The sequence below is a fragment of the Streptomyces sp. NPDC054866 genome (genome assembly GCF_053610745.1).
Map to the genome: position 1 here is coordinate 50,249 of NZ_JBSGZA010000005.1, position 19,964 is coordinate 70,212.

Here is a 19,964-nt window from a genome sequence, read left to right on the forward strand (position 1 = left end):
TCGTCACTCCGCCGCGCGCAGGTCGAGGCCGATGTCCAGGATCGGCGAGGAGTGGGTGAGGGAGCCCACCGCGAGGAAGTCCACGCCCGTCTGCGCGTACGCACGGGCGTTCTCCAGGGTGAGGCGTCCTGAGGACTCCAGGATCGCGCGGCCGTGCACGATGGCCACGGCTTCCTCGGTCTCGCCCGGCGTGAAGTTGTCCAGGAGGATCAGGTCGGCGCCCGCGTCCACGACCTCGCGCAGCTGGTGGAGGGTGTCGACCTCGACCTCGACGGCAAGGTCGGGGAAGGCCTCGCGCACGGCCTTGAAGGCCTGCTCCACGCCTCCGGCGGCCACCACGTGGTTGTCCTTCACCAGGGCCGCGTCGGAGAGCGACATGCGGTGGTTCACGCCGCCGCCCATGCGCACCGCGTACTTCTCCAGGGCGCGGAGCCCGGCCGTCGTCTTGCGGGTGTCGCGGACCTTGGCGTTCGTGCCCTCCAGTGCGTCCGCCCACGCGCGCGTGGCCGTCGCCACGCCGGAGAGGCGGCACAGGAGGTTCAGCGCGCTGCGCTCGGCGGTGAGCAGGTCGCGGGTGCGGGTGGTGACGCTGAGCAGCCTGTCGCCCGCCTCCACCTGCTCGCCGTCCTCGACGTGCCGCTCGACCTCGAAGGTGTCCGTGCAGACGAGAGAGATGACGGCTTCGGCGATGCGCAGGCCCGCGACGGTGCCGGCCTCGCGTGCGGTGAAGTCGCCGGTGGCCACGGCCTCTTCGGGGATCGTGGCGACCGAGGTGACGTCCACGCCGCCGTCCAGGTCCTCCTCGATCGCCATGTGCGCGATGTCCTCGACCTGCACGGGGTCGAGCCCCGCCTCGGTCAGGAGCTGCGCGAGGGCGGGGTCGAGACCGCACTCCAGGGGGTCGTACGCGTCGTCTGCGCCGCAGCCGCAGGCATCGCCGCAGCCGCCGCCCGTGGGGGCGAGAGGGAGGTCGTCGGGGGTGGTCACGGTCACTTCTCCTGAAGGCTCGTCGTCGGAGGGAAGTCTGCGGTGTCGGTCGTGTGCACGGCCAGGGTCCGGTCCGCGTTGAGGCGTACGACGATGTGGCGCCGCCAGGTCTCGTCGTCACGGTCGGGGCGGTCCTCGCGCCAGTGGCAGCCGCGGGTCTCCTCGCGGCGCTGGGCGGCGGCCACCAGGACGCGGGCGACGCACAGGAGGTTGGTGGTCTCCCAGGTGTCGACGCCCGGCTCGGCGGTCTTGCCGTCCTCGGCGAGGGCGCCCGCGGCCTCGGCGTGGATGCGGGCGAGCCGGGCCGCGGCCTCGGAGAGGGAGTCGGCCGACCTGAGCACTCCGGCGCCGTCGGTCATCACGCGCTGGATGGCGAAGCGGGCCTCGGGGGGCAGGAGGGGGTGCGCGGGGGTGTCGGGGTGGGAGACGGGTGCGGGCACGCGCGCGTGGAGTGTCTTGCCCGTATGCGGCGAGGCGATGTCCGCGGCGATGCGCTCGGCGTAGACCAGGCCCTCCAGAAGGGAGTTGGAGGCGAGGCGGTTCGCTCCGTGCACGCCGGTGCAGGCGACCTCGCCGCACGCGTACAGGCCCGGGACCGTGGTGCGGCCGTGCGCGTCGGTGCGGACGCCGCCCGAGGCGTAGTGCGCGGCCGGGGCGACGGGGATGGGCTCGGTCACCGGGTCGATGCCGTGGGCGCGGCAGGCGGCGAGGATCGTCGGGAAGCGGTTCTCCCACATCTCGGCGCCGAAGTGCCGGGCGTCCAAGTACATGTGCTCGGCGCCCTTTTCCTGCATGCGCCGCATGATGCCCTTGGCGACGATGTCGCGGGGCGCGAGCTCGGCGAGCTCGTGCTGCCCGGCCATGAAGCGCACGCCGTCCGCGTCCACGAGGTGGGCTCCCTCGCCGCGCACCGCCTCGGAGACCAGCGGCTGCTGGCCCTCCGCGTCGGCGCCCAGGAAGAGCACGGTGGGGTGGAACTGCACGAACTCCAGGTCGCTCACCTCGGCGCCCGCGCGCAGGGCGAGCGCGACGCCGTCGCCGGTCGACACGGACGGGTTCGTGGTCGCCGAGAAGACCTGGCCCATGCCGCCGGTGGCGAGGACGACCGCGGGGGCGTGCACCGCGCCCACGCCGTCGTGCTGACCCTCGCCCATGACGTGCAGGGAGACACCGGCGGTGCGGCCGTCGGCGTCGGTGAGGAGGTCCAGTACGAGGGCGTTCTCCACGGTCGGGATGGACTGCGCGCGCACCGCCTCGACCAGGGCGCGGGAGATCTCGGCGCCGGTCGCGTCGCCGCCCGCGTGGGCGATGCGGCGGCGGTGGTGGCCGCCCTCGCGGGTCAGCTCGATGGCGCCTTCGGGGCCCGTGTCGAAGTGGGCGCCGGTCTCGATGAGGCGGCGTACGGCATCGGGGCCCTCGGTGACCAGGGTGCGCACGGCTTCCTCGTCGCACAGGCCCGCGCCCGCTACGAGGGTGTCGTCCAAGTGCTGCTCGGGGGTGTCGCCCTCGCCGAGTGCCGCGGCGATGCCGCCCTGGGCCCAGCGCGTGGAGCCGTCGTCCAGGCGGGCCTTGGTGACCACGACGGTCTTCAAGCCCGCCGCCGAGCAGCGCAGCGCCGTGGTCAGTCCGGCCACTCCGGAGCCGACGACGACGATGTCGGCTTCCAGGGACCAGCCGGGCGCGGGGGCGTGCAGCCGTATTCCGGTGGCACTCATGCGGTGGCTCCGAACGTGAGCGGGATGTTGTCGATCAGCCGGGTCGCGCCGACCTTGGCCGCCACGGCGAGGACCGCCTCACCGGTGTGGCCGGGCTGTACGTCCGTGAAGTCGGCCGGGTCGACCAGCGCCAGGTAGTCCAGCTTCAGCGGGGGTTGGAGGCGTGCCGCCTCGTCCAGGACCTGCCGGGCGGCGGCGCGGACGGCCGCGGGGCCGCCGGGCACGGTCGGCGTGACGGACTGGGCGACCGCGTGGGTGTCGGCGGCGGCGCGGGACTCCCCCAGGGCGTTCAGGGCGTCGGCGCGCGCGTGCGTGACGGGGGCGAGCGCCGCCCGCGCGTGGAGGGCCTCCTGTGCGGCGTGCCGGTCGCGGCCCGCGAAGAGGGCCTGGGAGAGCGCGAGTGCGGTGCGCCGCTCGGCCGGGGAGAGAAAGCGGTTGCGGCTGGAGAGGGCGAGGCCGTCCTCCTCGCGCACGGTCGGTACGCCGACGATCTCGACGCCGAAGTTCAGGTCCCGCACCATGCGGCGGATGAGGGCGAGCTGCTGGGCGTCCTTCTGGCCGTACAGCGCCACGTCGGGCCGGGTGAGGTGCAGCAGCTTGGCGACGACCGTGAGCATGCCGTCGAAGTGACCGGGGCGCGTGGCCCCTTCGAGGAGCGTGCCCATGGGGCCCGCGCTGATCCGGACCTGCGGTTCGCCGCCCGGATAGACCTCGTCGACGGACGGGGCGAACACGAAGTCCGCGCCCTCCTGTTCGGCGATCTTGACGTCGGCGTCCAGGGTGCGGGGATAGCGGTCGAGGTCCTCGCCCGCGCCGAACTGGAGGGGGTTCACGAAGACCGTGACCACGACTTCGCCCTCGTCGCCCGCGATACGGCGTGCGGTGCGGATCAGGGTGGCGTGCCCCTCGTGCAGGGCGCCCATGGTCATGACGACGACCCGGCGTCCGCCACGCGCGCGCGTGCGCAGGGGTTCGGCGGTGTGCACGAGGCTGGTCATCGGGCTCCTCCCTCGGCGTCGCCGGCCGCGCTCCCGCCATTGGCCAGGACCCCCAGGAGGTCCTCGGCGAGCTCGGGCTTGAGCAGTCCGTGGGCGAGCGCGCGGTCGGCGGTCGCGCGGGCCATCGCCAGATATCCGGCGACGGTCTGCGGGGCGTGCTTGCGCAGCTCGGCCACGTGTGCGGCGACGGTGCCCGCGTCCCCGCGCGCGACGGGTCCGGTGAGGGCGGCGTCGCCGGAGCGCAGGGCGTTGTCCAGGGCGGCGCCGAGCAGCGGGCCGAGCATCCGGTCGGGGGCGGCCACGCCCGCGTCCCGGAGCAGCTCCATGGACTCGGCGACCAGTGTGACCAGGTGGTTCGCGCCGAGCGCGAGCGCCGCGTGGTAGAGCGGGCGTGACTCCTCGGCGATCCACTCGGGCTCGCCGCCCATCTCGATGACCAGCGCTTCCGCGGCGAGGCGCAGCTCTTCGGGAGCGGTCACGCCGAAGGAGCAGCCGGCGAGGCGCTGCACGTCGACGGGGGTGCCGGTGAACGTCATGGCGGGGTGCAGGGCGAGCGGCAGGGCTCCGGCGCGCAGAGCGGGCTCCAGCACCTTGGTGCCGTACCGCCCGGAGGTGTGCACCAGGAGCTGGCCGGGGCGGACCGCCTCGGTCTCGACGAGGCCCTCGACGAGGCCCGGCAGGGCGTCGTCCGGCACGGTCAGGAGGACCAGGTCGGCGCGCTCAAGGACCTGGGCCGGCGGGACGAGGGGGACGTCGGGCAGCAGGACCGCCGCGCGCCGTACGGACGCGTCGGAGACCCCCGACGCGGCGACGGGGCGGTGCCCGGCGAGCTGGAGTGCCGCGGCGAGCGCGGGGCCGACACGGCCCGCTCCCACGACGCCCACCGTGAGCCTCGCGGGGCGGTCCCGCGGGTCTGGCTGATGAGGTGCGTTCACGCGATGACGCCTTCCCGTTCCAGTCCGCTCGGGGTACCGGACGATTTCTCGTCATGCTAACGCGATTGGTCCGCGCCGCGTCCTGGGCTGTCCACAGGCTGTGGGTATTCGTATGACCGGCGGCCGACCGCACGCCATGCTCGGGGGATGACTTCACACGACGGAGCAGACGGAGCACAGGTGGGCGAAGAAGCGAGCGAGCAGGTGGGCGAGCAGGACCTGCTCGCCGTCCGCCGCCGGACCGCCGCCCTCGGCGCAGGCCGCATCCTGCACCGCTGGTCCGGGCATCTCCCGATCACCGCACGGCTCTCGGCACTCGCGGACGCGGCCTCGGAGGTCGTGGACCCGGACGAGCCCGCCGACATCTACGGCAACGGAGCCGTCGCCCGCCTGGAGGACGAGGTCGCGCGGCTGCTCGGCAAGGAGACGGCCGCCTTCTTCCCGACCGGCACGATGGCCCAGCAGGTGGCCCTGCGCTGCTGGGCGGGCCGCACGGGCAACGCGACCGTGGCCCTGCATCCGGACGCCCACCCCGAGGTCCACGAAGGGGGCGCGCTCTCCGCGGTGAGCGGGCTGCGCACGGTGCACCCGACGAGGGAGCCCCGGCTGCCCACGGCCGAAGAGGTACGGGACTTCGAAGAGCCCTTCGGGACGCTGATGCTCGAACTGCCGCTCCGGGACGCCGGTTTCGTGCTGCCGTCCTGGGAGGAGCTCGAAGAGGTCGTGGAGGCGGCCCGCGAACGGGACGCGGTCGTGCACTTCGACGGCGCGCGCCTGTGGGAGTGCACACCGCACTTCGGCCGTCCCCTCGCGGAGATCGCCGGCCTCGCGGACACGGTGTACGTGTCGTTCTACAAGTCCCTGGACGGCCTGAGCGGCGCGGTGCTCGCGGGCCCGCGCACCCTCGTCGACGAGGCGAGGACGTGGCGGCACCGCTACGGCGGCCAGGTCTTCCAGCAGTTCCCGGCCGCCGTAGCCGCCCTTCTCGGCCTGAAGAACACGCTCCCGCGGCTGCCGGATTACGTCGCCCACGCGCGCGTGGTCGCCGACGCGCTGCGCGAAGGGTTCGCGGCCGCCGGGGTGCCGTGGTCGCGTGTGCACCCGGAGCGGCCGCACACCCACCAGTTCCAGGTCTGGCTGCCGTACGACGCCGAAGTCCTGACCGAGGCGGCGCTGGAGCAGGCCGAGGAGACCAAGACCCAGCTGTTCGGCCGCTGGTTCCCGGACGGGCCGCCCGGCCTCTCGGTCACGGAGGTCACCGTGACCGAGGCGGGCCTGGAGTGGACGCCCGACGACGTCAATGATGCGGTCGCGGAGTTCGTACGGCGGATCCCCGGATGAGCCGGGCGACGGCGGCACGGACACGTCCGTGGGCGGGGCGTTCCTCGACGACGGCACGGAAGCGGCCGTAGTCGCGCACCTCGCGGATGACCTGCCAGTCGTGCTGACCAGGGGCGGGCGGGGTGCGCTCGTCGTGCTGGGCGGCGCGGTAGCTGTCGAGGAGGTACTGCTGGGTGATGCTCATGACGGGTTCGCCTCTCTAGACAAAGAGTACTTTTCGGGCGCCTCTGGGTCGACGGGAGCCAGGGTCGGCGCAGGAGTGGTCGTGGTGGGTCCCGGCCCGGCGGCGACGCTGCCGCGGGGTCCGGCCGGCACGGGCCGAGTGCGGCCCGGTCATCACAGACTGCCCGCGCCGTCACGTCTCCGTCGCGTCGATTGACGCCGGTCGTCAATCGGCCGCCCGGTTGTCGGTGGCGCGGTGCACGATGGGGCCATGAGCGTGCACATCGACATCGCGGGCCTGCCGCAGGAGCGGATCCTCTTCGAGCCTTCGCCCCTGGCGGAGCTGGGCGTCGCCCTGCACGCCCTGGCCGAGACCGGACACCATCCGGGACTGCACGGCTGGGCCACCGCCACCACCGCCTGCCTCAAGCCGGACCTCGCCGACCGGCTGCACGAGGCCGACTTCCTGTGGCGGAACACGTTCTCGGACGTCTTCATGCCGTTCGCCGGACTCCTCGGCGCGGACGGCAGACCGGGGGTGACGCTCGCCGACGAGCTGGACCTCATGGACCGCCTGGACGACGAGCGATTCGTCGCGGCCGCCCTGGAGTTCACCTGCGGCACGACATACAACGAAGGCGGCCCGTCCCCGCTCACGGACACCGCCCGGCGCACCCGCTCCCTGGAGCTCGCGGCCACGCGCGGCACCAAGCAACTGGACTTCGCCGAGCGCCTCCTGACCGACCCGCACACCGTCCGGGCCTGGCTGCGGCGCCTCCTGGAGGACTGCGACGAGGCCTTCTTCGCCGACACCTGGCGGCGGGTGCGCGTCCAACTGGCCGCCGACGCCCGGCACAAGACCGAACTCCTGCGCCACAAGGGCCTGTCCGAGGTGCTGTCCTCGGTGTCGACGGCCCTCTCACTGGACGAGGACGGCCACCGCATCACCGTCGACAAGCTGCCGCTGGGCACCACGACAGCTCTCGACCACACGGTCGGCGCGGGACTCACGTTCGTGCCGTCGCACTTCGCCTGGCCGCACCTGATGGTCCTGCACGCGCCCGGCTGGCGCCCGGTGATCCACTACCCTGTGGCGTCCCCGGAGCTGACGAGCCCCACCTCCGTGGAGACCCTGGAGCTCCGGCTCACCGCCCTGGCCCACCCCGTACGCCTGCGCCTGTGCCGCGACATAGCCCGCGCGCCGTTCACCACGGGCGAGCTGGCCCACGCGAACGGCCTGACCGCGCCGGAGGTCTCCCGTCACCTCACGGTGCTGAAGAAGGCGGGCCTGGTCACCACGAGGCGCCGCGGCCGGTACGTGATGCACCAGCTGGACGTCACCGTGGTGGCCCGCCTGGGCAGCGACTTCCTGGAGGGCGTCCTGCGCTGACCTCCTGGCCCGGGGCAGCCGTCAGGCGGCCCCGCCGCCGCCCGCCCGCACCAGGCCCGTCTCGTACGCGAGGACCACCACCTGCACGCGGTCCCGAAGCCCGAGCTTGGTCAGGATGCGGCCCACGTGGGTCTTCACCGTGGCCTCCGACAGGACGAGCCGCGCCGCGATCTCCCCGTTCGAGAGCCCCTGGGCGACCAGGATCATGACCTCGCGCTCGCGCTCGGTGAGCCGTTCGAGCTCCTTGTGCTGCGGCTGCCCGCCCGCGTTCGGCAGCATCGGCGCGAAGCGGTCGAGGAGGCGCCGCGTCGTGGACGGCGCGACCACCGCGTCACCGCTGTGCACGGAGCGGATCGCGGCCAGCAGCTCGCCCGGGGGCACGTCCTTCAGCATGAAGCCCGAGGCACCCGCCTTCAGCCCCGAGAAGGCGTACTCGTCGAGGTCGAAGGTCGTCAGGATCAGCACCTTCGGCGGGTTCTCGTCCTGGCAGATGCGCCGGGTCGTCTCCACGCCGTCCAGTTTCGGCATGCGTACGTCCATGAGCACCACGTCGACCTCGGTCGTCCGCAGCGCCTGAAGCGCCTCGACCCCGTCGCCCGCCTCCGCGACGACCTCCATGTCCGGCTGTGCGGCGAGCACCATCCGGAACCCCGTGCGCAACAGCGCCTGGTCGTCGACGAGCATGACGCGGATCGACATCAAAGGCCCCTTCGTGGATGTGCTCGCAAGCGATCTACGAGCGAACAGATGTGTTCATGAGCGTATGGCGTGGACGAGTCGGTGACAGGTGTCAATTTGCGGGCTTGAGCGGGAGAAGCGCACTGATGCGGAATCCGCCGCCCGGCCGCGGTCCCGCGTCCAGCGTGCCGCCGACCATGCCGACGCGCTCGCGCATGCCGATCAGGCCGTGCCCGCTGCCGTCGGCGCCGCCGTCCTCGTAGAGCTCGTGCGGCGCGCCCTTGCCGTCGTCCTCGACGAGCAGCCCCAAGCCGTCGTCGAAGTAGACGAGGCGCACGCTCGCGCCGGTGTTCTCGCCGCCGTGCTTGCGGGTGTTGGTGAGCGCCTCCTGCACGATGCGGTACGCCGTGAGCTCGACGCCGCTTGGCAGCGGGCGCGGGGTTCCCTCGACCTTGAAGTCGACCGGGAGGCCGGCCGTGCGCACCTGCTCGATGAGCTCGTCGAGCTGCTCGACGTCGGGCTGCGGGACGTACTCACCGCTCTCCTGGTGCTCGCCCGTGCGCAGCACGCCGAGCAGCCTGCGCATCTCGGCGAGCGCCTGCCGCCCGGTGCCGGAGATGGTCTCCAGGGCCTGCTTGGCCTGCTCGGGGGCCGTGTCGAGGACGTACGCGGCGCCGTCGGCCTGGACGACCATCACCGAGACGTTGTGCGCGACGACGTCGTGCAGCTCGCGCGCGATCCTGGCCCGCTCGGCCGCCACCGCGACCTTGGACTGCGCCGCCCGCTCCTTCTCCAGGCGGTCGGCGCGCTCCTCCAGCTGCGCGAAGTAGGCGCGGCGGGTGCGGATGGAGTCGCCGAGCACCCAGGCGAGGGCGAAGGGCACCATCTGGAAGATCGTGAAGAAGACGCTGCCGAAGACGCCTATGTTCTCCTCCGGCCAGCGCAACGACGACAGCGGAGCCGCGCACAGCCCGCCTATGAGGGCGAACCGCGAGGCCCACTTCGTGCCGTCGGCCGACGCGGTGTAGATGATCACCAGCATCGCGAAGTCGGCCGGCATCGTCCTGACGTCGAAGATCAACTGGATGACGCCGAGCACCGCGGCGAGGATCAGCATCTTCTCGGTGTACTTGCGGCGCAGCGCCACCACGACGGACATGCCGAGGACGACGACGGCGGCCGCGACCTTCGGGTCACGGCCTTCCCCATCGGCCATGGAGACCAGACCGATGCCGGACATCGCGAGCAGGGCGAGGGCCCAGAAGCCATCGACCCCGGTCGGGTGTCTGCGGAGGAAGTCATAGACGCGCTGCACGTAACCCAGCGTAGGCAGCGTGACGGCCCTGCGGGGTCAACCGGAGGTCCGATCCGTACCGCTCGCATGTACTCCCCAAGGTGGAGGCCCGCATAGCCTTCTCGCGTGACGAACGAGGTCCGAGGTGAGCGGCAGGACGTGCGGCGCGGCTGGCGGGAGGCCATGGAGGCCGCTCTGTACGGGCCTGACGGCTTCTATCTGCGCCCCGAAGGACCCGCGGGACACTTCCGTACGTCGGTGCACGCGTCGCCCCTCTTCGCGGGCGCGGTGGCCCGGCTGCTGTGCCGCGTGGACGAGGCTCTCGACCACCCGGACGAGTTGGCCTTCGTCGATCTCGGCGCAGGGCGAGGCGAGTTGACCGCGGGCGTCCTCGCCGCGCTGCCCGCCGACGTGGCGGCACGCGCGCGTGCCTACGCGGTCGAGCGGGCCGAGCGCCCTGCGGGGCTCGACCCGCGCGTCGAGTGGCGCGACCTGCCGCCCGCCGGTGTCACCGGCCTGCTCTTCGCCAACGAGTGGCTGGACAACGTCCCCCTGGACGTCGTCGAGGTAGACCCCGACGGCCTGGTGCGGCATGTCCTCGTACGCGACGACGGCACCGAATCCCTCGGCGACACCGTGGAGGGCGCGGACGCCTCCTGGCTCGCGCACTGGTGGCCGCTCGCCCCGGAGCCCGGCCTGCGCGCGGAGATCGGGCGCCCCAGGGACGAGGCGTGGGCGGCGGCCACGGCTTCGCTGACGCGCGGCCTCGCGGTCGCGGTGGACTACGCGCACGACCGCGCCGGACGGCCCCCCTTCGGCACACTGACCGGCTTCCGGGAGGGCCGCGAGACGGCGCCCGTGCCGGACGGCACGTGTGACATCACGGCCCACGTGGCACTCGACGCGTGCGCGCTGCCCGGAGCCTCCCTGCTCACCCAGCGCGCGGCCCTGCACGCCCTGGGCGTGAGCGGTGGCCGCCCGCCGCTCTCCCTGGCCTCCAGCGATCCGGCGGCGTACGTACGGGCCCTCACGCGCGCGGGAGAGGCGGCCGAACTGACCGCTGATGGCGGGCTCGGCGACTTCGGGTGGCTGACCCAGCCGGTCGAAATTCCGGACCTGTTGCGGGTTGGAGTTCCGGACCCGCTGCGGGGCTGAACCGGCCCGCTACTTGTCGATGTCGCCGACCACGAAGAACAGCGACCCCAGGATCGCCACCATGTCGGCGACCAGCTGCCCCGGCAGCAGTTCGGTGAGGGCCTGGATGTTGTTGAACGACGCCGAGCGGAGCTTCAGGCGGTAGGGGGTCTTCTCGCCCTTGGAGACCAGGTAGTAGCCGTTGATGCCCAGGGGGTTCTCGGTCCACGCGTACGTGTGGCCCTCGGGGGCCTTGAGCACCTTCGGGAGGCGCTGGTTGACCGGCCCCTGCGGCAGCTCGGCGAGCCGCTCCAGGCAGGCGTCGGCGAGGTCGAGCGCGTTGTGGGTCTGCTCCAGGAGGCACTCGAAGCGGGCCAGGCAGTCGCCTTCCTGACGCGTGACGACCTTCAGGGTGTCCTGGAGCTCCCCGTACGCGAGGTACGGCTCGTCGCGGCGCAGGTCGAAGTCGACTCCGGAGGCGCGGGCGATGGGACCGCTCACTCCGTAGGCGTGCACCGCCTCCGGGGAGAGCACGCCGACGCCGCGCGTACGCCCCCGGAAGATCTCGTTGCCGAGCACCAGCTTGTCGTACACGTCCATGCGGGAGCGGACCGACGAGACAGCGGCACGCGCGCGTGAAGCCCATCCGGCGGGCAGGTCCTCCTTGAGGCCGCCGACGCGGTTGAACATGTAGTGCATGCGGCCGCCGGAGATCTCCTCCATCACGTTCTGGAGCTCCTCGCGCTCCCGGAACGCGTGGAACACCGGGGTGATTCCGCCTAGTTCGAGGGGGTACGAGCCGAGGAACATCAGGTGGTTGAGGACGCGGTTCAGCTCGGCGAGGAGCGTGCGCATCCAGACGGCGCGCTCGGGCACCTCCATGCCGAGCATCCGCTCCACGGCAAGGACGACCCCGAGCTCGTTCGAGAACGCGGACAGCCAGTCGTGCCGGTTGGCGAGCACCACGATCTGCCGGTAGTCACGCGCCTCGAAGAGCTTCTCCGCGCCACGGTGCATATAGCCGATGACCGGCTCCGCCTGCTGGATCCGCTCGCCGTCGAGGACGAGGCGCAGCCGCAGCACGCCGTGCGTGGACGGGTGCTGGGGGCCGATGTTGAGCACCATGTCGGTGCTCTCCGCGGCGCCGCCGATGCCGAGCGTGGTCTCCGTCGTGGGGCTCATGCGCGCATTCTCTCGTACGCGCGCTCATACGCGACTGTCACGTCGGCTACGTACGCTTGACGCATGGAAACGGGGACGGCGGGACCGGCACGGCCGGCGCGGCCGGGAGAGTCAGGCGCGGAGCCGGTGTGGACCGGGCTGCCACGGGGGCTGCTGCGGATGCGGCGACTGCTGCTCGTGGTCTGGCTCGTGCCGCTCGCGGCGGCGGTCGGGGTGCTCCTGTGGATCTTCGCAGGGCCCGCGTGGGCGGCTTTCGCGGCCGTCCCGCTCGCCTTCGTGGCGTGGGGCTGGCCGATGCTGGGGCGCAACTGGCGCTCCTGGCGGTACGCGGAGCGGGCCGACGACCTGCTGATCAGCCGGGGCGTGCTCTGGCGCGAGGAGACCATCGTCCCGTACGGCCGGATGCAGCTCGTCGAGGTGACGTCGGGGCCCGTGGAGCGGCACTTCGGCCTGGCGAGCGTGCAGCTGCACACGGCGGCGGCCGCCACGGACGCCCGGATCCCCGGCCTCATCCCCGAGGAGGCCGAGCGCCTGCGCGACCGGCTCACCGAGCTGGGCGAGGCCCGCTCGGCGGGGCTGTGAGCGGCGTACGGGAGGTGGCGGGGGAAGAACCCGCCCCGGTCACCGAGAGCGTACGAGAGCGGCGTCTGCACCCCGTCACGCCCCTGCGCAGGGCCTGGGCGCCGGTCGCGGTCCTCGTGGGCTTCGCGGTGCATGACCCGAACGGCACGCAGCGGCGGGTCTCCCAGCTGCCCGTGACCGTGCTGCTCGCCGCGATCGCCGCCATTCTCCTGGGCGGCGCCCTCTACGGCTTCATGAGCTGGTGGTTCACGCACTTCGCCGTCACCGACACCGAACTGCGCATCCGCACAGGACTGGTCTTCCGGCGCACCGCGCACATCCGGCTCGACCGGCTCCAGGCGGTGGACGTGACGCAGCCGCTCGCGGCCCGGATCGTCGGCGTCGCCAAGCTCAAGCTGGACGTCGTCGGGACGGAGAAGAAGGACGAACTGGCCTATCTGGGCCAGGAGGAGGCCTCAGTCCTGCGGGCCGAACTCCTCGCGCGTGCGGCCGGTTTCGCACCCGAGACAGCCGGCGAGGTCGGCGAGGCGCCGGTCAACAACCTGGTGCACGTACAGCCGCGCATGCTCGCGATCTCCCTGCTGCTGACCGGCACGACGTGGGCCATGCTCGTCGCCACGCTCATCGTGCCGCCCTTCCTGTGGTTCGCCACCCACAACCTGTGGACAGTGCTCGCGACCGGACTTCCCATGCTGGGCGCCGCGTTCGCCAGCAGTGTGGGGCGGTTCATCGGGGAGTACGACTGGCGGGTGGGCGAGTCCCCCGACGGCCTGCGCATCGACCACGGGCTGCTCGACAAGGCGCACGAGACGGTGCCTCCGGGGCGGGTGCAGACGGTGCGCGTCGTGGAGCCGTGGCTGTGGCGGCGGTACGGCTGGGTGCGGGTGGAGCTGGACGTGGCGGGCTCGTCCAACGGCGTCCTGGTCCCGGTCGCGCCGCGGGAGGTCGCGGAGGCCGTGATCGCGCGGATCCTGCCGGGCGTCCGGGTGCCGGCCGCGGCCGAGCTCGTCCGGCCTCCCGCGCGGGCGGCGTGGTGCCTTCCGGTGTGGTGGAAGGGGTACGGCCTGACGGTGACGGACACGGTGTTCGCGGCGCGACACGGGCTGTTGCGCCGCCGCCTGTCCCTCGTCCCGCACGCGAAGGTGCAGAGCGTGCGGATGACGCAGGGGCCCTGGGAGCGGTTCAAGGGGGTGGCGGACGTGCAGGTCGACACGGGGGCGAACAAGACGGTGACGGCGCGGCTCCGTCCCGCCGACGAGGCGGTCACGCTGCTGTCCGCGCAGGCGGAGAGGTCCCGTACGGGGCGGAGGACTGCGCGGCCTGACCGGTGGATGGTGTGACGGGCTGGTACAGCCCGTCCGGCGTTTGAGGACGAACTCGGCGGAGCCGGTGATGACGGCAACGAAGGCCCAGGGGCCCGCCTACGCCCGAAGCGCCGTCCGCAGTTCCCCCACGTCGATCTGCTCGGTCTCGTCGTGCTCCGTGAGGTCGATGACCTGACCGGCGGCATGGTCCGAACCCTCGGGGGCCTGCTTGAACTCCGCCTCGGACTCCGCCTTGTGCACGGCGAGTGCCTCCTCGCCCACCACGTCCGCGAGGTCCACGTTCTGTACGGATTCCAGCGCCCCCGCGGTCGCCTCGCTCTTCGTACCGAAGAAGTCGAAGCCTCCCTGGGCGGCCTGGCGTCGCCTCTGAGCGGGCGGCGCGACGGCGACCGCGCGCTCATGCCCGCCGTACCCCTCGGCCGCCCCGGACTTCCCCCGCGCTTCGTCCCCGTCCGCGCGCTGCCGGGCAGCGCCGCCCTCGGGGGAAGGCTTCGGGGTCAGCCGGTCGAGCGCCATGTTCGCCCTGTCGTACAGCGACGGAGGCGCGATCGACCCCGGGCGCACGACGGGAGCCGGTGCCTCGGCACGGGCCGCCTGCTCGGCGGGCACGGGGGCCGGCGGCAGCGCTCGCGCCGGAGTGGACGCCTCGATGGCGAGCAGCCGCCGTCCCTCAAGCGCGCTCGCCCGCTCGGTCTCCGCCGTCGCGTACCGCCGCAGCAGCGCCGCGTGTTCGTTCCGCAAGGCTGCAAGCTCGGCCCGCTTGGACCGCAGCTTGGTTTCCAGGCGGCCCCGGATCTCCCGGGACTCGTCGAGGTCGGACTCGCACTCGGCTATGCGTTCCTCGTAACGCCACTCGTCGCTCTTGCGGGCGCGGCCCAGCTCAGCGACCTGTTTACCGGCCGCCAGGTCCCAGCGGCGCATGACGACCGAGCCCACGACGGCTGCCGCGGCCGCGGCAGCGGCCAGGCCGCGGAGCACGACGGGTTCCGCGAACAGCCAGGCGCCGCCGGCGCAGACAAGGGAGAGACCTGCGACCGTCGAGGGGGGCAGCAGCCTGTGCAGGGGTGGGGAATGGCGGTGACGTCCACGTGGCATGGCCAGAAACTTACCGCGCGTAGGCGAACTATGGTGCCCCGCCCGCCAAAATGACAGTGCCACAGCGCTAACTCCCCACCCTTCACGGTCCTCTTCGGTCACTCAACTCCACTTTCGGCCGAGCCACTTCGAGGATGTCTCCTCCTTCTACCGCGCTACTTCTTGATCAATCCCTTCGACTCCAGATACTCCCTGGCGACATCGGCTTCCTTCTGCCGCTCCACATCGACCTTCCGGTCGAGTTCCGCGAGGTCTTCCGTCGTCAGGGTCTTGGTCAGCTTCCCGAGGGCGTCGGCTATCTCCTTGTCGCCCGCTTCCTTCGCGTTCACAACCGGAAGGATGTTGTCCGCGTTCTGCAGCTTCTTGTCGTCCTCAAGGGCCACGAGACCGAAGCTGTCGAGCGTCGCGTCGGTGGTCGTGGTCAGCACCACCTGGTCCGTGCCGTTCTTCACGGCCTGCTTGGACTGCGTGGTGCCGACGCCCTTGGGGTCGATTCCCGCGACATCGATGCCGTACGTCTTCTTGAGTCCCGGAGCGCAGAACGGCCGCGACTCGCATTCGTCACTCGCGGCGATCTTGACCTTCTCGCCGGACTTACCGAGATCCGAAAGCGTCTTGAGCTTGTGCTCCTTCGCGTATTCCTTGCTCACCGCGAACGCGTTCTGGTCGACCGCCTCACCGACGGGAAGCACCTTCAGGCCGCGCGGTTCGGCGAGCTTCTTCAGCGCGGTCACCGTGTCGTCCACGTCATTCGAGGCGACCGGCTTCGCCTTCGGGCCGTTCTTGCCGAGGTTGAGGAACTCCGCGAGCGTCGCCGCGTATTCGGGAGCGACATCGATCGAGCCCTTCTTCAGCTCAGGTTCGTACACCTCGCGGTTCTGGACGGTCTTCACCTCGGCGTCGTATCCGGCGTCCTCGAGCACGCCCACATAGAGCTCGGCGAGCACCTTCTGCTCGGTGAAACGGGCCGAGCCGACGACGAGCTTGCCCTTGCCGCCCGCCTTGTCCCCTCCGCCCTTGCCGTCCTCCTCCAGGCTGTCCCCGCCGCACGCGGTGAGCCCCGCGGTCAGCGCCACGACGGCCACGGCCGCCCCTGCCATCCGTCGCGCGCGACGCGTTGTGCTGTTCATCGGTGAACCACCATTTCGAAAGACCCGGGAAACACCGGGGAACACTGGAAACTGCCGCCCGGAGATCACTGCGCGACCCCCGACCGCCCTCGCATGGGACTGAACACCTTCCCCACCACGACGAGCACCACCTCCACGAAGAGCGCGAGCAGCGCCACGAGGAGCGCGCCCGCCACCACCTGAGGCGTGTTCTGCAGGTTGAACCCGGCGGTGATGATCCGGCCGAGGCCCCCCTCGCCCGCCATCGCGGCCAGCGTCGCCGTGGCGACGACCTGCACGCCCGCGGACCGCACACCGGTCATGATCAGCGGGTACGCGAGGGGCAGCTCGACCCGCGCGAACAGCTGGCGCCCGCTCATGCCCATCCCCCGGGCGGCCTCCACCACCGCCCGGTCGACCTCGCGCATCCCGATGTACGCGTTGGTAAGCAGCGGCGGCACCGCGAAAAGCACGAGCGCGATCAGCGTCGGTACGTCCCCGTGCTCGCCGAGCGGGGTGAGCGTGAGCAGCACGAGCACCGCGAGCGTCGGCACCGCACGCCCGATGTTCGAGATGTTCACCGCGAGGGCGCCCCCCTTGCCGATGTGGCCGAGGTACAGGGCGATGGGCAGCGCGATCAGGCACGCGACGGCGAGGCACACACCGCTGAAGTAGAGGTGCTCGGCGAGGCGGTGCCACACCCCCTTCTCGCCCTGCCAGTTGGCACCCGTGGTCAGCCAGTCGTACGCGCCGGTTATCGCGTTCATGCAGGTTCAGCCACCTTGGCCGTGCGCTCCGCGGGGGCGGCACGCTTCGTACGTATTCGGTGGACGCGTGTCCACGGCGTCAGCCACCGCTGTAGCGCGAGGAGGAGCAGGTCGGCGACCACGGCGAGCACCACGCAGAGCGCGGAAGCGGTGAGCACCTGTGCTTTGAAGGTCGTGTCGAGGCCGTCGAGGATCAGCGATCCGAGGCCTCCGTAGTCGACGATCGCCCCTACCGTCGTCAGGGCCACCGTCGAGACCGTGGTGATGCGGACGCCCGCGAGCAACGCGGGAAGCGCGAGCGGCAGTTCGACCTCCCACAGCAGCCGCAGCGGCCCGTACCCCATCCCCTTGGCCGCGTCCCGTGCCTCCTCCGGCACGGCCTGGAGCCCCGCCAGGATGTTCCGCACCAGGATCGTCAGGGAGTACAGCACGAGGCCCGTGACGACCAGCGAGGCCGAGAGCCCGAAGAAGGGCAGCAAGAGCGAGAACATCGCGAGCGACGGCACGGTGTAGAGCACGGTCGTCACGCCGAGGATCGGCCCCGCGAGGAAGCGCCAGCGCCGGGCGAGCAGCGCGAGCGGCAGCGAGACGGCGACGCCGATGGCGACCGAGGCCGCGGTGATGCCGATGTGCTGCACGGTGGCGTCGATCAACTCCTGGCTGCGGGAGCGGACGTACTCCCCGCAGATCCAGTCGTTCGTCACCAGACAGTTCTGTTCGCTCATCCCGCCCCACTCCCCCCGTATCCCGTTTCCTGAGGCCGTCTGGCGACCCTAACGCGCAGCACCGACAATCGCCGAGACTCGTCGTACTGGCGCAACATGGGCTTTACACAACGCCCGCAACAATGGGGAATCATGATCCGGTTCGAGCACGTCACCAAGCGGTACGAGGACGGCACCACGGCCGTCGACGACCTGTCCTTCGAGGTCGCCGAGGGTGAACTGGTCACGCTCGTCGGCCCGTCGGGCTGCGGCAAGACGACGACGATGAAGATGGTCAACCGCCTCATCGAGCCGACCGAGGGCCGGATATACGTCGAAGGTGATGACATATCCGCCATCGACCCGGTCCAACTCCGGCGCCGTATCGGCTATGTCATCCAGCAGGTCGGCCTGTTCCCGCACAAGACGGTCCTCGAGAACACCGCGACCGTCCCGCATCTGCTCGGCGTGAAGCGCGGCAAGGCCCGTGAGCGTGCCGCCGAACTCCTCGACCTGGTCGGCCTCGACCCCGCCACCTTCGGCGACCGCTACCCCGAGCAGCTCTCCGGGGGCCAGCGCCAGCGGGTGGGCGTGGCCCGCGCGCTCGCGGCCGATCCGCCCGTGCTCCTGATGGACGAGCCGTTCGGCGCCGTCGACCCCGTGGTGCGCGAGCACCTGCAGAACGAGTTCCTCCGCCTCCAGCAGGCCGTCCGCAAGACCGTCCTCTTCGTCACGCACGACATCGAGGAGGCGGTCCGCCTCGGCGACCGGATGGCCGTCTACGGAGAGGGCCGCATCGAGCAGTTCGACACCCCGTCGACGATCCTCGGCGCACCGGCCAATGACTACGTCGCGGACTTCGTCGGCGCGGACCGCGGCCTCAAGCGCCTCTCCGTGACGCCCATCGAGGAGGGCGACCTGGAGCAGCCGCCCGTCCTGCACCTGGACGACCCGCTGCCCGCGAAGCTCGACGCCCGCTGGGCCGTGGTCCTGGACGGCGAGAACAACCTGCACGGCTGGATCTCCGCCGAGCACGCGCACGGCGGCAAGGGGACGGTCCGGGACCACGCGCGCCGCATGGAGGCGTGGCTGCCGGTGGGCGCCACCCTGAAGCAGGCGTTCGCGACGATGCTCCAGCACGACGCGGGCTGGATCGCGGTCATCGACAAGGACAGCGAGGGCCGCTTCCTCGGCGTCCTCACCCCGGCCCGGCTGCACGAGGCGCTGCGCAGGTCGACGGCGGCGGACGCGCGCGACATCGCGCGCGGGGAGGTCGAGTTGGAGACCATCACGGCCATCGGCGGAAGCTGAAGGGCCTACCCGCGCGGGGCGGCTACTTGCCGTTCAGACGCCCGCTGATCCACTCCAGGGCCGCGGGGATCTCCCTGCGCCACGTGTTGAAGTTGTGCCCGCCGCTGTCGAGCGTGATCGACGAGACCCTGGTGGGCGACTTCACCTTGCCGATGAACTTCTCGGTGTCCGCGTAGTTGTCCTCTCCTTGTTTGCTGGTGGTGACAAGGAGGGACGTCTTGGGCGCCGGCATGTGGTCGAGGTACCACATGAGGTCGGCACGCTCCTCCAACTCCTTGTCGCCGTGGAAGAGATCGCCCGTCGTCACGTCGATGGGCGCCTTGTAGTACGCGGAGAGGCCCGCCCCCGCGGCGTACACATCGGGGTGGTGCATGGCGAGCTTCAGGGCGCAGTAGCCGCCCGTGGAGTCGCCGATGACGCCCCAGCTGCCCGCCGTACGGCCCGTCCTGTAGTGCGCGGAGATGGCACCGGGCAGGTCCTTGGCGAAGAACGTCTCGGCCTGCGGGCCCCCGGGGATGTCCACGCACTCGGTGTCCCGCGGCGGCGCCACGGTGGGCCGCATCATGACCAGGATCATCGGCTGCATCTTGTCCCGCCTGGCAAGGCCGTGGGCGGTCTGCGGGTAGTGCAGGCCCTTGATCAGCGCCTCGGCCGTGCCGGGGTAGCCGGTGAGCACCACGGACACGGGGAACGTGCGCTTCTTGTACCGCGGCTGGAAGTACTCGGGCGGCAGGTAGACGTACGCGGGACTCGCTAGGTCCGCTTCCTTCCCGCTGACGACGACCTTCTGGATCTGGCCGCCGGTCGAGGGCCTGTCACCGCCGGGCACGTTCACGGGCCGGGTGCCGCGCACGTCGACCGGTGTCCCGCCCTTGGCGGGGTCGTGGTCGACGACGACACCGGGGCTCGTCTCCTGGCCGAAGAGGTCCGCCCACGTGGCGTAGAAGCCGAACGCCTGGTTGGCCGCGAGGCCGACCGAGGAGAAGATCGCCAACTGGGTGGCGATGAGGAGCCCGATGCGGCCGGTGACGGTCCGCCAGGACTGGCGCGCCAGACGCGGCCAGAACCACACCGTGCCGATGAACAGCACGACGGCGAGGAGAACCGCCAACGCGAGGACCTTGTTGCTCGTCAGACCCATGGGACGTTCTGCCTGCGCTTTCTGCCTGTTCCGTCGTTCTTTTCCAGCGGTTTTCCGTTCGGGAGTGAACCCGACTCCCAGAAGGACCGTCCTAGAGGGCGCAATGTCGCCGGA

At 71.6% G+C, this 19,964-nt stretch carries 19 protein-coding genes; 6 read left to right on the top strand and 13 right to left on the bottom strand.

All coding sequences use genetic code 11. The features are described 5' to 3' along the window. Positions 1-3: 3 nt before the first annotated feature. Genes nadC through ACWGI2_RS25120 form a run of 4 tightly spaced genes read right to left on the bottom strand, consistent with a single transcriptional unit; the run spans position 4 to position 4,635 of the window. The gene (gene nadC / locus ACWGI2_RS25105; protein ID WP_453397085.1) at positions 4-987 is read right to left on the bottom strand and encodes a carboxylating nicotinate-nucleotide diphosphorylase; all 984 of its coding nucleotides are present in this window, start codon (positions 985-987) and stop codon (positions 4-6) included. Positions 988-989: 2 nt separating this feature from the next. Beyond that, on the bottom strand, positions 990-2,702 hold the full coding sequence (locus tag ACWGI2_RS25110) for an L-aspartate oxidase (RefSeq protein ID WP_453697777.1): 1,713 nt from the start codon (positions 2,700-2,702) through the stop codon (positions 990-992). Then, complete coding sequence (panC, locus tag ACWGI2_RS25115) at positions 2,699-3,700, bottom strand: pantoate--beta-alanine ligase (RefSeq protein ID WP_453697779.1); 1,002 nt, start codon at positions 3,698-3,700, stop codon at positions 2,699-2,701. The genes ACWGI2_RS25110 and panC overlap by 4 nt, the downstream gene beginning before the upstream one ends. After that, positions 3,697-4,635 carry a Rossmann-like and DUF2520 domain-containing protein gene (locus ACWGI2_RS25120; protein ID WP_453697780.1) on the bottom strand — a complete coding sequence of 313 codons (939 nt, stop codon included), beginning with the start codon at positions 4,633-4,635 and terminating at the stop codon, positions 3,697-3,699. Before ACWGI2_RS25120 ends, panC begins: the two co-directional genes overlap by 4 nt. Positions 4,636-4,782: 147 nt before the next feature. Between ACWGI2_RS25120 and ACWGI2_RS25125 the strand changes: the two genes are divergently transcribed. Next, positions 4,783-5,976 (top strand): threonine aldolase family protein, encoded by a 1,194-nt coding sequence (locus ACWGI2_RS25125; RefSeq protein WP_453697782.1) that lies wholly within the window; start codon positions 4,783-4,785, stop codon positions 5,974-5,976. Here the strand turns inward: ACWGI2_RS25125 and ACWGI2_RS25130 are convergent. After that, positions 5,933-6,160, bottom strand: a complete 228-nt coding sequence (locus ACWGI2_RS25130; protein ID WP_453697784.1) for a hypothetical protein — start codon at positions 6,158-6,160, stop codon at positions 5,933-5,935. The genes ACWGI2_RS25125 and ACWGI2_RS25130 overlap by 44 nt on opposite strands. A 255-nt stretch (positions 6,161-6,415) precedes the next feature. Here ACWGI2_RS25130 and ACWGI2_RS25135 point away from each other — a divergent pair, with 255 nt between their 5' ends. After that, positions 6,416-7,528 (top strand): DUF5937 family protein, encoded by a 1,113-nt coding sequence (locus tag ACWGI2_RS25135; RefSeq protein ID WP_453698284.1) that lies wholly within the window; start codon positions 6,416-6,418, stop codon positions 7,526-7,528. Positions 7,529-7,549: 21 nt separating this feature from the next. On the opposite strand, the gene ACWGI2_RS25140 is transcribed toward ACWGI2_RS25135, so the two are convergent. After that, the gene (locus tag ACWGI2_RS25140) at positions 7,550-8,227 is read right to left on the bottom strand and encodes a response regulator (RefSeq protein WP_453397079.1); all 678 of its coding nucleotides are present in this window, start codon (positions 8,225-8,227) and stop codon (positions 7,550-7,552) included. Positions 8,228-8,318: 91 nt separating this feature from the next. Further along, entirely contained in the window at positions 8,319-9,521 is a 1,203-nt protein-coding gene (locus tag ACWGI2_RS25145) for a sensor histidine kinase (RefSeq protein ID WP_453697785.1), read from the bottom strand. A 162-nt stretch (positions 9,522-9,683) separates the two neighbouring features. Here ACWGI2_RS25145 and ACWGI2_RS25150 point away from each other — a divergent pair, with 162 nt between their 5' ends. After that, entirely contained in the window at positions 9,684-10,655 is a 972-nt protein-coding gene (locus ACWGI2_RS25150) for an SAM-dependent methyltransferase (RefSeq protein ID WP_453698286.1), read from the top strand. Positions 10,656-10,664: 9 nt separating this feature from the next. Here the strand turns inward: ACWGI2_RS25150 and ACWGI2_RS25155 are convergent, their stop codons facing one another. Continuing rightward, positions 10,665-11,816: an NADH-quinone oxidoreductase subunit D gene (locus ACWGI2_RS25155; protein WP_453697786.1), complete on the bottom strand. Its 1,152-nt coding sequence runs from the start codon at positions 11,814-11,816 to the stop codon at positions 10,665-10,667. A gap of 63 nt (positions 11,817-11,879) precedes the next feature. Between ACWGI2_RS25155 and ACWGI2_RS25160 the strand changes: the two genes are divergently transcribed. Both ACWGI2_RS25160 and ACWGI2_RS25165 read left to right on the top strand, forming a co-directional pair. Then, on the top strand, positions 11,880-12,398 hold the full coding sequence (locus ACWGI2_RS25160; RefSeq protein WP_453697788.1) for a PH domain-containing protein: 519 nt from the start codon (positions 11,880-11,882) through the stop codon (positions 12,396-12,398). Continuing rightward, positions 12,395-13,738, top strand: coding sequence for a PH domain-containing protein (locus tag ACWGI2_RS25165; protein ID WP_453697789.1), 1,344 nt, complete (start codon positions 12,395-12,397; stop codon positions 13,736-13,738). Before ACWGI2_RS25160 ends, ACWGI2_RS25165 begins: the two co-directional genes overlap by 4 nt. An 81-nt stretch (positions 13,739-13,819) precedes the next feature. On the opposite strand, the gene ACWGI2_RS25170 is transcribed toward ACWGI2_RS25165, so the two are convergent. The 4 genes from ACWGI2_RS25170 to ACWGI2_RS25185 form a co-directional block, all read right to left on the bottom strand. After that, entirely contained in the window at positions 13,820-14,818 is a 999-nt protein-coding gene (locus ACWGI2_RS25170; RefSeq protein WP_453697790.1) for a hypothetical protein, read from the bottom strand. 155 nt (positions 14,819-14,973) lie between these two features. Next, a complete protein-coding gene (locus ACWGI2_RS25175) occupies positions 14,974-15,948 on the bottom strand; it encodes an ABC transporter substrate-binding protein (protein ID WP_453697792.1) in 975 nt (324 codons plus the stop codon). A gap of 65 nt (positions 15,949-16,013) precedes the next feature. Beyond that, complete coding sequence (locus ACWGI2_RS25180) at positions 16,014-16,694, bottom strand: ABC transporter permease (protein WP_453397072.1); 681 nt, start codon at positions 16,692-16,694, stop codon at positions 16,014-16,016. Next, positions 16,691-17,419 carry an ABC transporter permease gene (locus tag ACWGI2_RS25185; protein WP_453697794.1) on the bottom strand — a complete coding sequence of 243 codons (729 nt, stop codon included), beginning with the start codon at positions 17,417-17,419 and terminating at the stop codon, positions 16,691-16,693. Before ACWGI2_RS25185 ends, ACWGI2_RS25180 begins: the two co-directional genes overlap by 4 nt. 132 nt (positions 17,420-17,551) lie before the next feature. Here ACWGI2_RS25185 and ACWGI2_RS25190 point away from each other — a divergent pair, with 132 nt between their 5' ends. Next, a complete protein-coding gene (locus ACWGI2_RS25190; protein WP_453397070.1) occupies positions 17,552-18,709 on the top strand; it encodes an ABC transporter ATP-binding protein in 1,158 nt (385 codons plus the stop codon). Positions 18,710-18,731: 22 nt separating this feature from the next. Here the strand turns inward: ACWGI2_RS25190 and ACWGI2_RS25195 are convergent, their stop codons facing one another. Then, positions 18,732-19,850, bottom strand: coding sequence for an alpha/beta hydrolase (locus ACWGI2_RS25195; RefSeq protein WP_453697795.1), 1,119 nt, complete (start codon positions 19,848-19,850; stop codon positions 18,732-18,734). Between the last annotated feature and the right edge of the window lie 114 nt (positions 19,851-19,964).